This window comes from Gemmata sp., assembly GCF_051859125.1.
GTDB lineage: Bacteria > Planctomycetota > Planctomycetia > Gemmatales > Gemmataceae > Gemmata.
In genome coordinates this window covers 1-14,699 of the sequence record NZ_JBHYGG010000085.1, presented here as the reverse complement: position 1 = coordinate 14,699, position 14,699 = coordinate 1, and the positions used below count along the sequence as shown (strand labels likewise).

Sequence of the window (14,699 nt, the reverse complement as noted above, 5' to 3'; positions counted from 1 at the left end):
ACAAGGCACTGGTTTGTAGGGGCCGCCCTCCGTGGCGGCCCGCCAACCACCGATGACTTCAACCGAGCCGCCTCCGGCCTGTGTTGCCCTGCACAGGCCAGAGGCCCGTGCCACCAGAACGGCCCCTTACCCGTTGACCAGTTCCCACTGCCGCTGGATCGCGCGGCTCTGCTCCAGCACCCGGCGGTAGTCCTTCGGGAACACCTTCACGAAGTTGACCAACTCGGCCGCGAAGTCGTTGACGATCGCGTCGGCGACCTCCGACCCGGTGTACAGGACGTGCCGGTTGAGCAGGTTCCCGAGGACGCCGATGTCCTTGTACTCGTCGACCGGGACGAGGTCGACCATCTCGGTGTTGCACTGCTCGCGGAACGTGCCCTCGGGGTCGTACACGTAGGCGAACCCGCCGCTCATGCCGGCCGCGAAGTTCCGCCCGGTCGAGCCGAGGACCACCACGACGCCGCCGGTCATGTACTCGCAGGCGTGGTCGCCGACCCCCTCGACGACCGCCTTCGCGCCGCTGTTGCGGACCGCGAACCGCTCGCCGGCCCGGCCCCGGAAGTACGCCTCGCCGCTGGTCGCCCCGTACAGCGCGACGTTGCCGATGACCGCGTTGGCCTGGGGCACGTAGGTCGCCTCGGGCGGCGGCGCGACGATCAGCTTCCCGCCCGAGAGCCCCTTGCCGACGTAGTCGTTCGCCACGCCCTTGAGCGACAGCGTGATCCCCTTCGTCACGAACGCGCCGAAGCTCTGGCCGGCGGTGCCGGTGAGCTGGGCGGTGATCGTGTCCTCGGGGAGCCCGGTCTCGCCGTGCTTGGTGGTGACGAAGTAGCTCAGCAGCGTGCCGATGGTGCGGTTCCGGTTCGTGACCTCGTGGGCCAGCGAAACGTGCTCCAGGTGGTCGAGGGCCGGCTTGCTCTGGCGGATCAGCTCCCAGTCGAGTTGCTCGGCCAGCACGTCCGACTGCCGCTCGACGCACCGGAGCGGGGTGCCCGGGGCGACGGCCGGCTTCTCCAGCAGCGCCGAGAGGTTCAGGTGCTGCGCCTTCCAGTGGCCGGACAGGTCGCGGGCCTCGAGCAGGTCCGGCCGCCCGACGATCTCGTCGAGGGTGCGGAACCCCATCTCGCTGAGCAGCTCGCGGACCTCCTCGGCGACGAAGAACAGGTAGTTGACGACCTGCTCGGGGGTGCCGGCGAACTGCGCCCGCAGCACCGGGTCCTGGGTCGCGATCCCGACCGGACAGGTGTTGAGGTGGCACTTCCGCATCATGATGCAGCCCATCGCGATGAGCGGGGCGGTCGCGAACCCGTACTCCTCGGCCCCGAGGCACGCGGCGATGATGACGTCGCGGCCGGTCTTCATCTGCCCGTCGGTCTGCACCCGCACCCGGCCCCGGAGCCCGTTGCGGACGAGCACCTGCTGGGTCTCGGCGAGCCCGAGTTCCCACGGGACCCCGGCGTGGCGGATGCTCGACAGGGGCGACGCCCCGGTCCCGCCGCTGTCGCCGCTGATGAGGATGCGGTCGGCGTACCCCTTGGTGACGCCGGCGGCGATGGTGCCCACGCCCGCGGCGGCGACCAGCTTCACCGAGATCTCGGCGTGCGGGTTCGAGTTCCGCAGGTCGAAGATGAGCTGGGCCAGGTCCTCGATGGAGTAGATGTCGTGGTGCGGCGGCGGCGAGATCAGGCCCACGCCGGGGGTGCTGTACCGGGTCTTGGCGATGGCGCTGTCGACCTTGTGGCCCGGGAGCTGGCCGCCCTCGCCGGGCTTGGCGCCCTGCGCCATCTTGATCTGGATCTCGACGGCGTTGGCGAGGTAGTTCGCGGTGACCCCGAACCGACCGCTGGCGACCTGCTTGATGGCGCTGCCGCGGAGGTCGCCGTTGCCGTCCCGCTTGAACCGGGCCGGGTCCTCGCCGCCCTCGCCGGTGTTGCTCCGCCCGCCGACGCGGTTGAGCGCGATCGCGAGCGTCTCGTGCGCCTCCTTGCTGATGCTCCCGAAGCTCATCGCCCCGGTGAAGAACCGCTTCACGATGTCCTTGGCGGGCTCGACCAGCTCGGGCGGGATCGGCTTGCGGCCCTTCTTCACGTCGAGGAGCCCGCGGAGCGTGCACAGCCTCCGGGACTCGTCGTTCGCCGCCCGCGCGAACGACTTGTACGTCGCGTACGACTCGCCGTTGACGGCGTGCTGGAGCTTCTGGACCGTGTCCGGGTTCCACATGTGGTGCTCGCCGCGGCGCCGCCACATGATCTCGCCGCCGGTGTCGAGCTCCGGGCTCTCGTCGCGGGGGTCGGCCGGGAACCCGAGGGTGTGCCGGGCCAGCGACTCGCGGGCGATCTCGGCGACCCCGATCCCCTCGATCCGGCTCGGGGTGCCGGCGAAGAACTGGTCGGTCACCGCCTTGTTGAGCCCGATCGCCTCGAAGATCTGCGCGCCGCGGTAGCTCATCAGCGTGCTGATGCCCATCTTGCTGAACACCTTCAGCAGCCCGCTGTCGATCGCCTTGCGGTAGTTCTTCACCGCCTGGTCGTGCTCGATCTTGTTGCCGTTGGAGTCCACGAGCAGGTTCACGGCCGCGAGCCCGTGGAACGTCTCGAACACGAGGTACGGGTTCACCGCCGCGGCCCCGTACCCGAGGAGCAGCGCGAAGTGGTGGACCTCCTTGGCCTCGCCCGTCTCGACGACGAGCCCGCACTTGGTCCGCAGCCCGACCCGGAGCAGGTGGTGGTGGACCGCGGCGGTGGCCAGCAGGATCGGCACCGGCACGTTGGCCGCGTCGACCCCGCGGTCGGACAGGATCAGCACCGTCGCGCCGCGGTTCACCGCCTCGACCGCCTCGGAGCAGATCCAGGTGAGCGCGGTCGCCAGGCCGGGCTCGCCCCCGGCCCGGGGGAACAGCGTCGGGATCGTGTGCGCCTTGAGCCCCGGGCGGCTCAGCTCGCGGACCCGGGCGAGGTCCTCGTCGGCCAGCATCGGGGACTTGAGCCGCAGCAGCCGCGCGTGCTCGGGGGTCTCGTCGAGCAGGTTCACCTCGGCCCCGACGAGGGACTCGGTGTTCATGACGATCTTCTCGCGGATCGGGTCGATCGGCGGGTTCGTCACCTGGGCGAAGAGCTGGCGGAAGTAGTTGAACAGCACCTGCGGCCGCTCGGAGAGGACCGCGAGCGGGATGTCGGTCCCCATGCTCGACACCGGCTCCTGGCCGTCCTGCGCGATCGGCAGGAGCACCCGGGTCAGGTCCTCGACGGAGTACCCGAACGCCTGCTGGCGGTGCCGCAGGGTCGCGAGGTTGTGCTCGGGGGTCGGGGCGGCCGGCGCGTCGGCGAGGGTGACGAGGTTCGCCCTCACCCAGTCGGCGTACGGCTTGCGGCCGGCGGCCTCGGCCTTGACCTCGGCGTCGGTGTAGATGCGGCCGGCGGCGGTGTCGATGAGGAAGAACTTGCCGGGCTGGAGCCGGCCCATCGTCTTGACCCGGGCCGGCTCGATCGGGATCGCGCCGGCCTCGCTCCCGCACACCACGAGGTCGTCGTGGGTGACGACGTACCGCCCGGGGCGGAGCCCGTTGCGGTCCAGGGCCGCGCCGACGAGGGTGCCGTCGCTGAACGCGAGCCCGGCCGGGCCGTCCCACGGCTCGGTCAGGCACCGGTGGTACTCGAAGAACCCGCGGACCGCCGGTTCGATGTCCTTCTGGGTCTCGTACGCCTCGGGCACCAGCATCATGAGCGCCTGCGGGAGCGTCCGGCCCGAGTGGACGAGCAGCTCGAGCGCCCGGTCGAGGACGGCCGAGTCGCTCAGCCCCTCGAAGTCCATCGGGAGCGTCTTCACCAGGTCGTCGCCGAGCGCCGGGCTCCGCATCTGGTGCTGCCGGGCGAGCAGCCACGTGGTGTTGCCGCGGAGCGTGTTGATCTCGCCGTTGTGGGCGAGCATGTGGAACGGCTGGGCCAGCGACCACCGCGGGAACGTGTTCGTGCTGTACCGGCTGTGGACCAGCGCGATCGCCGACTCGACCTTCGGGTTCGACAGGTCGGGGAAGTACGGCCCGAGCTGGTCGGCCTTGAGCATCCCCTTGTAGACGACGGTGCGGGACGAGCAGCTCGCGATGTAGAAGTCGGCCCCGGCCGCGGTCCGGCCGCCCTTGGTGGCCCACACCTCGGCCCGGCGGCGGATCACGTACAGCGCGCGCTCGAACGCGGCCGGGTCCGGGGTCTTGTCCCCGCGGCCGATGAACAGTTGCTCCATCACGGGTTCGCGGGACCGCGCGAGCCACCCGATGGCGGTAGAAACCACCGGGACCGGCCGCCACCCGAGCACCCGCTGCCGCTGGTCGGTGACGAACCGCTCGACGGCCCGGCGGCACTCGGCCCGGTCGTCGGGCTCCAGGGGCAGGAAGCAGAACGCGACCCCGTACGCGCCGGCCGGCGGCAGCGCGGCGGCGAACCGCTGCGCCTCCTCGCGGAAGAACGCGTCGGGGATCTGGAGCAGGATGCCGGCCCCGTCGCCGGTGTCCTGGTCGCACCCGCACGCCCCGCGGTGCTGGAGGTTTTTGAGCAGCAGCACCGCCGACGCGACGATCCCGTGGCTCTTCGCGCCGCGGGCGTGGGCGACGAACCCGACCCCGCAGGCGTCCCGCTCGAACGCCGGGTCGTACAGCCCGTCCGGCACGGGGGGGAGGGGGGTGGGACGGAACTCCGGCGTGGTCATTTCTTCGCTCGACATGTCGATGGCACTCACCCTGTGTTCTTGAGTCCCGAGGCGACCCCGTTGATGCTCTCCAGTACCGCGGTCTCCAGTTCGGCGGTCCGCTCGCCGCCGGCCCGTAACCGTTTCAGCAGCACCAGTTGGATGAAGCTCAACGGATCAACATACGGATTCCGGCGGTCGATGGACGTCTTCAGGATCGGCGACCGCTCCAAAAGGTTCGCCTGGCCCGTGATTTCGCACACTGCGCCGACCGAGTCGCGGTGCTCGGCGAGGATGCGGTCGTACACCCGCGCGGCCAGCGCCTGGTCCTCGACGAGGTCCGCGTACAGCCGGGCGATGGTCATGTCGGCCTTCGCCAGGATCATCTGCGCGTTGTCGATCAGCGTCGTCCAGAACGGCCACTTCGCGTACATCTCGCGGAGCATCGCGAGCCCGTCCGGCCGCGCGGCCAGGAACTCGCGGACCGCGCCGCCGAGCCCGAACCACCCGGGGAGCGTGTGCCGGCTCTGCATCCAGCTGAACACCCACGGGATCGCCCGGAGCTGGTCGATGCTGCTGGCCGCCGAGCGGCGGGCCGGGCGGGAGCCGATCTTCAGCCGGGCGATCTCGCCGATGCACGTCGCCTGCTCGAAGTACGTCAGGAACTCGGGGTTGTCGTACACGAACGCGCGGTACGCGCGGCGGCCGGCGTCGGCGATCCGGTCGAGGGCCGCGACCCACGAAGCGTCGGGCTGCCCCTCGTCGCCCGGGAGGCTGGTCCGCAGCACCGCGTTGAGCACCTGCTCCAGGTGCCGCTCGGCGATCGCCGGGTGCCCGAACCGGTCGGCGATCATCTCGCCCTGCTCGGTCATCCGCAGGCGGCCGTCGACGGTGCCGCGGGGCTGGGCGAGGATCGCGTGGTTCGCCGGGCCGCCGCCGCGGCCGACCGCGCCGCCGCGGCCGTGGAAGAACCGCACCGTCACGCCGGCCGAGCGGCCCAGGGCCGTCACGTCCTCCTGCGCCCGGTACAGCGCCCACGCCGACTGGAGGAACCCGCTCTCCTTGTTGCTGTCCGAGTACCCGATCATCACCTCTTGCAGGTTCCCGCGGAGCTCGACCTGCTTGCGGTACACCGGCAGCGCCAGCAACTTCGCCATGATGTCGCGGCCCGAGCGGAGGGGCTCCAGCGCCTCGAACAGCGGGATGATGTCGATGAAGCTCGCGCCCTCGGTGGGGCGGAACAGCCGCGCCTCGCGGGCGAAGAGGAGCACCTCGAGCAGGTGGGCCGGTTCGGTCGTCGAGCTGATAATGTACGGCCCGAGCGCCTCGGGGCAGTGCTGCTCCAGAATCACCGCCATCGTGCGGAACGTGAGGATCACCTCGCGGGTGTCGTCGGAGAACGGCAGGTGGGCCGGGACCAGCGGCCGCGTGCTCTCCAACTCGGCGGCGAGCAGGTCGAACCGCTCGTCCGGGGTGAGTTCCAGGTAGTTCGTGGTGACGCCGGCGGCCGCGAGCACCTCGGCGACCGCGGCGGCGTGCCGCCCGCTGTGCTGCCGCAGGTCGAGTTGCAGCATGTGGACGCCGAACACCTCGACGAGCCGCACGAGGTCGCGGACCGCCCCGTCGGCAGCCGCGGTCGCGCCGGCCCGGCGGAGGTCGTCCTCGATCACCTTCAGGTCGGCGAGAAGCGGCCGCGCGCTGAGGTACACCCCGGCGGGGGCCGGGGCGGCCTGCGCGCCCCACTCGGCGGCGTGCGTCGCGGCGTACCCACAGGTCCGCTCGAGCTTGGCGGCGATGTACCGGCACTTGGCCCGGTACGGCTCGTGCGCCGCGACCTTCAGTTCCGGGAACAGTGCGGCGTCGGCGGCCAGCGAGGCGAGGAACTCCGCGCCCGGCGCGAAGAACCCCTTCGAGTGGCTGAGCCGCCGGCCGAGGTCGTCGATGCGGCCGAGGTAGTTCCGGAGGATCGTCTCCTGCTGCAACCGGACCGCGGCGGCGGTGACGTCGTGGGTGACGTTCGGGTGCCCGTCGCGGTCGCCCCCGATCCACGAGCCGAACCGCAGGAACGGAGGGACGTGCCACGCGCGCCCGGGGTACACGCGGTCGAGCGCCGCGTCGAGCTTGCGGTACACGCGGGGGACCACGTCGAGGAGCCGGCCCTCGACCATCCCGAGAACCTGGCGGACCTCGCCGAGGACCGTCGGCCGGTCGCCCCGCACCGCGTCGGACAGCCAGAGCCCCTCGACCTCCTCGGCGATGGCGGCCGCCGCGTCGGCCCGCTCCGAGTCGGTGAGCGCCCCGTACTCCATGCGGTCGAGTTGGTGCGCGACGGCGGCGAGCTTCTCCAGGATCGTGCGGCGGCGGGCCTCGCTCGGGTGGGCGGTGAACACCGGGACGACGAGCGCCGCGGCGAGGTGCTCGGCGAGTTCGTCCGGCCCGGTGCCGCGGTCGCGGATCTGGCGCAGGGCGGCCTCGGCGGTTTCGGCCCTTGGGTCGGCCACCTTCGCGCCGGCCCGGGACCGGAGCGACCGGACGCGGGCTTGCTGCTCGGCGAGGTTGATGAGGTCGAAGTAGACGCTGAACGCGCGGATCAGGGTCCGCAGGTCGGCGACGTCGAGCTGGCCGAGGCGGTCCCGGAGCGCCCGGGCGCGTTCCAGCGACGGGGCCGCCCGCAGCTCCTTGGCCGAGGACCGGATCTCCTCTTCGAGCACGAACGCGGGCTCGCCGGCGAGCCGCCGGATCGCGGCCCCGAGGGTGTCGCCGAGGAGCCGAATGTCTCCCCCGAGCGCTGCTTGTGCCGCTGCCTGCATCCAACACTCCGGTCCGGTGGAAGGTCGTCGGCGCGCTCCGTCCAAATCTGTCGCCCCACGCGGGCCGCCACGGATTGCGGCCCCTACACACAAGAGGCAATCTGTCCGGTAGGGGCCGCCCTCCGTGGCGGCCCGCCAGCCACCACAAGCGGATCTCGACGGGACTTCGCGGGCGTGTGCCTGATACTTCACTCGCTACGAGAACGCCGGGGGCTGCCCGGTGGACTCCAGGACCGACAGCCACAGGTCGCCGTTGGGGTCCACGCTGTGGCGGTCGCGGACCGCGAGGGGAATGGGGAGCAGCACGAACCGGCCGTGCCACCGGCTCACCACGACGTCCGTTTTGCCGGCCATCGCCGCGTGAACGGCGTTGTGCGCCAGCCGCAGGCAGTACACGCTGTCGAACGCATTGGCCTTCACGCTGCGGATGCTGTAGCTGGGGTCGAAGTACTTGAGGTTCTGTTCCAGGCCGGCCCCGGCGAACGCCTCGCAGATCTTGTGCTTCAGGAACAGGCCGATGTCGCCGAACCGGACGTTCCCCGAGGCGTCGGTCTGGTTGGTCGCGCTCAGCAAATCTTGCCCGGCCCCCTCGGCCACCACGATCACCGCGTGGCCCGAGGCCCGGACCCGGCGGATCAGCACATTCAGGAACCCGTTCGGGCCGTCGAGCGCGATCGGCACCTCGGGGATGAGGACGAAGTTCGCGTCGTTGTGGGCGAGCGAGGCGTAGCAGGCGATGAACCCGGAGTGCCGGCCCATCACCTTCACGAGCCCCACGCCGTCCGGCGCGGCCTTGGCCTCGACGTGCGCCGCACGGATGACCTCCGCCGCCTCCGAGAACGCCGTCTGGAACCCGAAGCTCTGGTCGATAAAGTTGATATCGTTGTCGATTGTTTTGGGAATCCCCACGACGGCGATTTTGCCCCCCCGGCTGGCCACCTCGTCCGCTATAGCGTGCGCACCCCGCAAAGTCCCATCCCCGCCGATCACGAACAGGACGTTGATCCCCATCCGTTCGAGGCAGTCCACCATCTCGACGGGGTCCTGCTGGCCGCGGGAGCTGCCGAGGATCGTGCCCCCGTGCTCGTTGATCTGGCTGACGGACTGCGGGGTCAGGTCGAGCACCGGCCGCTTGTGCTTCGCGATGAACCCCTGGTACCCGCTACAGAACCCCTGGATCTTCTTGACGCCGTAGAGGAAGTGCAGCTCCATCACCAGCGCGCGGATGACGTCGTTGAACCCGGGGCACAGGCCGCCGCACGTCACGATCCCGGCCCGCGTCTTCGACGGGTCGAAGAAGATCTTGCGCCGCGGGCCGGCCGGCTCGAACCCGGGGATCTGGTCCGGCGAGACCCCGCGGCCGGCGAGCGCCGACGCGGTGTCGTCGAACAGCACCCGGTCGTTTTCGTCGACGTTGTAGTAGCTCCGCTTCCGCGCCTCGAGCAGCGGCATCATCGGGGAATCGATCCGGCACGCGCCGAGCGTCTTGACGACCAGTTCTTCGAGGTTGACCACGGGAGACCTTCACGGGACCGGGACGCGATGCCCGCGACCGCCGCACCGGAGACAGGGCGGGCTGTCGTCGGTTGCGCCGATGGAGCGTCGCTGCCGCCCGAGTGGACATTGTTCCAATGCCCGTCAACTGGTGCGGCGCGACAATGCACGGATCGCGGAGTTCGATGAAAGGAGAGCAATAGCAAGTTCGAGGCCAAACGAATCGGCACGGAAATCCTAGTCCATTCGGCCCGTACCACAGAATCGAAACTCGCCGTGCTTAATATCTGGGCACAACGTGTCGAATACGAGGCATTCGGGCCGAGCTACGGAACTCACCGGAACTTCGGGACTCGTCGGTACGGGGCGATACAATCGCCAACACGCACCCGCCACATTCCCGCCCGGAACCCCTTCGCACCGGAGCCCCCATGCGCCCGATGTTCGACGCGCACCTCGACCTCGCGCTCAACGCCCTCAACTACAACCGCGACCTGTTCCTGACCGTCGAGCAGCTCCGCGAGGTGGAGAAGGACTTCACCGACATCAAGTGCCGCAACCGCTGCACCCTCACCCTTCCCGAGCTGAAGCGGTGCCGGGTGGGGGTGTGCGTCGCGACGCTGCTGGCGCGCTCCGGCCCGGACGCCGCGAGCCGGTGGGGGTTCAAGCGCGGCGACATCGACTACGCCTCGCAGCACATCGCGTACTCGCACGCCTTCGGCTCGCTCGGCTACTACCGACTGCTCGAAGCGCAGGGGCACATCAAGTTCCTCCAGACCCGCGGCGAACTGGCGGTGCACTGGGCGGCGTGGGAGGCGGACCCGGCGAACACGCCGATGGGGGTCATCCTGAGCATGGAAGGGGCCGACCCGATCGTGAACCCGGAGCAGGTGCGGCACTGGTTCGACCTGGGGCTGCGGGCGGTCGGCCCGGCGCACTACGGCCGCAGCCACTACGCCTACGGCACCGCGACCGACGGCCCGCTCACCCCGGCCGGCGTGCAACTGCTCAAGGAGTTCATGAAGGTCGGCATGATCCTCGACGTGACGCACCTCGCGGACCAGTCCTTCTGGGAGGCGATGAGCATCTACGACGGCCCCATGCTGGCGAGCCACCACAACCTGCGGGCGCTCGTTCCGGGCGACCGCCAGCTCACCGACGACATGGTGAAGGAACTCGTGAAGCGGAACGCGGTGATCGGCTCGGCGTTCGACGCCTGGATGATGTCCCCGAACTGGGTCCGCGGCCAGACGAAGCCCGAGGTCGTCGGGCTGGAGGCGATCATCGACCACATGGACCGCGTGTGCCAGTTCGCCGGGAACGCGAAGCACGTCGCGCTCGGCACGGACCTGGACGGCGGCTTCGGCACGGAGCAGACGCCCCGCGACCTGAACACCATCACCGATATCCACAAGCTCGAAGACATGCTCGCCCGCCGCGGGTACAGCGCCGCCGACATCGACGGCATCTTCTACGGCAACTGGCTGCGGTTCTTCGGCTCGGCGCTGCCGGCGTGAGGTGCGAAGAGGAAGACAGTTTGATCCACAGATTACGCAGAAGACACAGATTTTCAGACAGAAGAGACAGAGAGCAGAAACCAAACACAGTCAGCAATCATCCGGCATGCTGTTCTGTCCTCTGTCCTCTGTCCTCTGTCCTCTGTCCTCTGTCCTCTGTCTTAAAATCTGTGTCTTCTGCGTAATCTGTGGATCACTCTCTTCTCGGGACTCACCCACCTACGGCGCTTGCGTGGCCGCGTGCGCCCGCATACCATCACCCCCATCACAGGGGGCGACGCTGTGGCCAGGGACAAGAAACCACCACCGACGAACGACGGCCCCGCGTGGGAGCAACTGCGAAGGCTGTTCCAGGCCGGGTCGCCCGAGTTCGTCGAGGTGCTCCGGCAGCGCGTGAGCGCGTCAATCCTCGCGGCGTTCGCCGAGACGTGGTACACCGACACCCGCGTCGAGGCCCGGCGGCTCCTGTTCGCCTACCTCGAACGCCCGCTCAACGCCCCGCGCCACGAGCCGCTCGTGAAGCGGCTGTTCAAGTTCGCCGACAACGCGGGCGACGACGCGGCGATGGCCCGGTTCCTCGTCGGGCTCGACCGCACCGTACGCCGCAAGCGCGGCACCGTGACGCGGTGGGACGCGCGGACCCGCTCGCACGAAGCCGTCGAGGTGATTTACACCCCGCCCGACACAACGCTCTCGCGGGACGACCGCGCCTACGCGGGGGTCTGGTTCACGCAGAACCGCGAGAAGTTCACGAGGGGCCGGTTCCTGTTCTCGGTGCCGACGCGGCAGTACCTGCGGCGGCGGGCGTGGCGGTACTTCCGCAAGCTCGGGAAGCGGCACCCGGACCGCTACGTCCCGGCGGTCTGCACGGCGCTGAAGCTGTACACCGACGCCGACGTCCCCGACGCGCTCGGCCTGCTCGACAACTGGGGGCTCGTCCACGTTCTGTTCCACCACTCGGCGGCACTCGAGTCGCGGCCGGTCGGCTGGTTCGTCTCGCCGACGGGCACGATTCAACAGCTCCAACCGGAGCCGATGTACCGGCCGCTCTGGTTGCGGAGCCCGGAGCCGATCTTCGACATGCTCGTGAACGCGAAGTGCCGGCCGGTGTGCCTGTGGGCCGCGAAGATGCTGCGGCAGCACTTCCCGCAGCGGATCGCGCAGGTGTCGCTCGACGAACTGCTCGACTGGCTCGTCAGCGAGAACGCGGTGCTGAACGACCTCGCGGTCGACGTGCTGGAGCGCATCGGCGGGCTGGAGGCGGTGCCGGTCGAGAAGTGGCTGAAGCTCACCGAGGCGGCCCGGCCCGACCTGCTCGACCGCATCTGCGAGATGGTCGCGCGTGTGGTGAAGCCCGAGCAGGTGTCGTTCACCGACGCGGTGCGGCTGGCGATGTTGCGGCCGGTTCCGCTCGCCCGGCTTGGCATGGCGTTCCTCAACGGGAAGAAGCCCGCGACCGCCGCCGAGGTGCAGGCGCTGTTCGCGCTCCGCGAGGCGCAGGCCGACCCGCTGCGGGCCGACCTCGTGAAGTGGGCGACGACGGTTCTCGCCGAGCGCTCCGACTTCTCCCCGCAGTGGGTGCTGGAGTTCCTCGACGGCCGGCACGAGGACGTGCGCGAGATCGGCTGGGAGTGGCTGCAAACCGACCCGCGCGCCCGCGACGACGTCGGCGTGTGGCAGCGGTTGCTGGAGTCGCCGTACGACAACATCCGGTTGCGGCTCGTCGGCATTCTCGAAGACCGCGCCAAGGAACGCGAGGGGCTGGCGAAGTTCTCGATGGAGCACGTCCGCTTCCTGTGGGCGACGGTGCTGCTGAACATCACGCGGGGCAGCCGGGCGAAGCCGTTCGTGGTGCGGCAGGTCATGGACCGCGTCGCGACGCACCCGGACGAGGCCGGCGAGTTGCTGCCCATCATCGCCGTGGCGCTGCGGTCGTGCCGCGGGCCGGAGTTCCGTGCCGGGCTGTCGGGCGTCGCGTCGTTCGTCGAGCGCAACCCGACCCGCCGCCCGCTGGTCGAGGCGGTGTTCCCGGAACTGACCTGGAGTTGAGTTCAAGCCCCCACGTTGCGACGTGGGGTTGCAAAGTCACGGTGTCCGTCGCGGTCCGAGACCACCATGCTGCGATGTTCCGTCGCGGTTGAAGTTGCTCGCGATTGCGTCCCCCGAGCCGTTGGTCTTTTCGCCGCCACCCGCACCGGGGCGGAGGACTGAATCGACGTGCGTCTCCTCCGCCCCGGTGCGGGTGGCGGCGCGCGTGAACGCCTCGGGTCCCGGATCGAAGTCGGTCGCGGCGGACACCGCGAACCCACCTTCGGTGGAACGAAGGCGGAAATTCGAAGCACGAAATCCGAATCAGAAAAGCACCGCTCTTCCTTTCGGATTTCGTGCTTCGAATTTCGGATTTGATTGAGGTCAGTCATGCAGCTTCAAACGGCGTACCGCGGGCGCAGTGCGGTCACCCAGTCGGCGGCGGGTCTGGCGGTGGCGCTCGCGCCCAACCTGCGCCGCGACCGCGTGAGCTACGTCGGCGCGTTGCGGCACCCTCTGAGATTCCGCGAGGCGATGTCGGCGCTGCACGATGTCGTGATCTCGGACCTGCGGTTCAAGCCGAAGGACAAGAAGGGGTACGAGGAGTGGAAGAAGCAGGAGGCCGAGTTCGAGCGGCGGATTCGCACCGAGGCGGTGACGCTCAAGCGCTCGCAGCTTGGGGCCGAGAAGAACAAGCCGGTGCCGAAGGGGCTGGAGCAGCGGTTCGAGCGGTGCCGCAAGAAGTACTGGGACGCGCGCAACAAGTACGGTTCGATGCTGCTCCGCGAGGACCCGGCGTTGTGGCGGATGCTGATGCCGTGCGACCCGGTCATCACCGTCAGCCCGGACGTGCTGTTCTTCGAGTGCTTCAGCGCCGACGAGAGCACCTACGGGTGCCTCAACGTGGAGCGCGACGCCTTCCGGCACGAGACCGACGTGGCGCTGGGCACCACGAACGTCGACTACTCGTGGCGGCTGTACGAGCACTTCCAGACGATCCGGAGCTACCGCGAGACGCGGTTCACCATCGACCCGATGGGGTTCGAGGTGAAGACGAACAGCGAGGGCGACGGCAACTACCGCGAGGAGAAGATCGAGCTCCCGCAGTCGTGGCTCCGCGGGTTCGCGACGCTGCAATCGGCAATGAGCCTGCCGATGAAGCGGGTGCCGGTGAGCCGCGAGGGGCTGTACTCGCTGGTCGCGTTCCTGAAGCGGCACAAGGCGAAGGCGTCGCCGCGGGCCGTGCGCTTCGAGCTGGAGCCGGGCCAGCCGGTGAGGATCGTGCTGGAACCGTGGAACACGGAGATCGCGCTCCACGACACGCCGTACCCCGGGCCGAAGAAGGAGACGATCCGCGTGTGGGGCCGCGACCGGCTCCGCGTTCTGGGTCGCCTGCTGCCGGTGCTGGACCGCGTCGACGTGTTCCTCCTCGGCACGGGCCTGCCGGCGTTCTGGGTGTGCCGCATGGGCGAGATGCAACTGACGCTCGGCCTGAGCGGGTGGACGACGAACGACTGGACGTCGGGCGGCAGCGCGCTCGACCAGCTCGTGCCGCCGGTCGAGCCGAGCGAGGGCGTGATGCGCGACATCGCGGCGGCGTTCCGGGCCGACCCGACGTGGAAGCTCAGCGCGCTCGCGACGCGCACGAAGGCCGACACCGCGACCGTCTCCGCGGGGCTCAACAAGCTCGCGCTGCTCGGTCAGGTGATTCACGACCTCCCGCACGGCGTCTACCGCTGGCGGCAGGTGATGCCGGTGACGCTGTCGGCCGAGGTGATTGGTCCCGAGAACGAGGAGACCGTCGCGGCCCGGCAACTCACCGGGTGGAAGGTGCGGGTGACGAGCGAGAGCACCGACGCGAACGGTCAGCGGCACGTCGCGGGCATCGTCGACGGCCGCTCGACCGCGGAACTCACGCTCGACGGCGACGACCGCATCGTCGGCGGGAAGTGCGGGTGCTCGTACTTCTACACCGGCGGCCTGCGGAAAGGCCCGTGCCGGCACCTCCAGGCGCTCCGCAACAAGTTGCTGGGGCTCGGCCAGGAGTCAGTGAACCTCGACAACTGGTTCAAGCGGTTCACGAACTGAAATGCGAATGCTGATCGGTGTTGAAGCCATCGGTGGTTGGCGGGCCGCCACGGAGGGCGGCCCCTACAAACCAAACGCGAAC

6 protein-coding genes are annotated in these 14,699 nt (G+C 69.6%); 3 read left to right on the top strand and 3 right to left on the bottom strand.

The genetic code is table 11. The features are described 5' to 3' along the window. Window positions 1-126: 126 nt before the first annotated feature. The 3 genes from gltB to ACTIGN_RS09650 form a co-directional block, all read right to left on the bottom strand. The gene (gltB, locus tag ACTIGN_RS09660) at window positions 127-4,716 is read right to left on the bottom strand and encodes a glutamate synthase large subunit (protein ID WP_439623221.1); all 4,590 of its coding nucleotides are present in this window, start codon (window positions 4,714-4,716) and stop codon (window positions 127-129) included. 11 nt (window positions 4,717-4,727) lie between these two features. Further along, window positions 4,728-7,490: a phosphoenolpyruvate carboxylase gene (ppc, locus tag ACTIGN_RS09655; RefSeq protein ID WP_439623219.1), complete on the bottom strand. Its 2,763-nt coding sequence runs from the start codon at window positions 7,488-7,490 to the stop codon at window positions 4,728-4,730. A gap of 195 nt (window positions 7,491-7,685) precedes the next feature. Further along, a complete protein-coding gene (locus ACTIGN_RS09650; RefSeq protein ID WP_439623217.1) occupies window positions 7,686-9,005 on the bottom strand; it encodes an ATP-dependent 6-phosphofructokinase in 1,320 nt (439 codons plus the stop codon). A gap of 410 nt (window positions 9,006-9,415) precedes the next feature. Here ACTIGN_RS09650 and ACTIGN_RS09645 point away from each other — a divergent pair, with 410 nt between their 5' ends. The 3 genes from ACTIGN_RS09645 to ACTIGN_RS09635 all read left to right on the top strand — a co-directional run bounded on the left by ACTIGN_RS09645 (window position 9,416) and on the right by ACTIGN_RS09635 (window position 14,617). Next, window positions 9,416-10,501, top strand: coding sequence for a dipeptidase (locus ACTIGN_RS09645; RefSeq protein ID WP_439623215.1), 1,086 nt, complete (start codon window positions 9,416-9,418; stop codon window positions 10,499-10,501). Window positions 10,502-10,783: 282 nt separating this feature from the next. Further along, complete coding sequence (locus ACTIGN_RS09640; RefSeq protein ID WP_439623213.1) at window positions 10,784-12,550, top strand: hypothetical protein; 1,767 nt, start codon at window positions 10,784-10,786, stop codon at window positions 12,548-12,550. A 369-nt stretch (window positions 12,551-12,919) separates the two neighbouring features. Next, complete coding sequence (locus ACTIGN_RS09635; RefSeq protein WP_439623211.1) at window positions 12,920-14,617, top strand: hypothetical protein; 1,698 nt, start codon at window positions 12,920-12,922, stop codon at window positions 14,615-14,617. Window positions 14,618-14,699 lie beyond the last annotated feature (82 nt).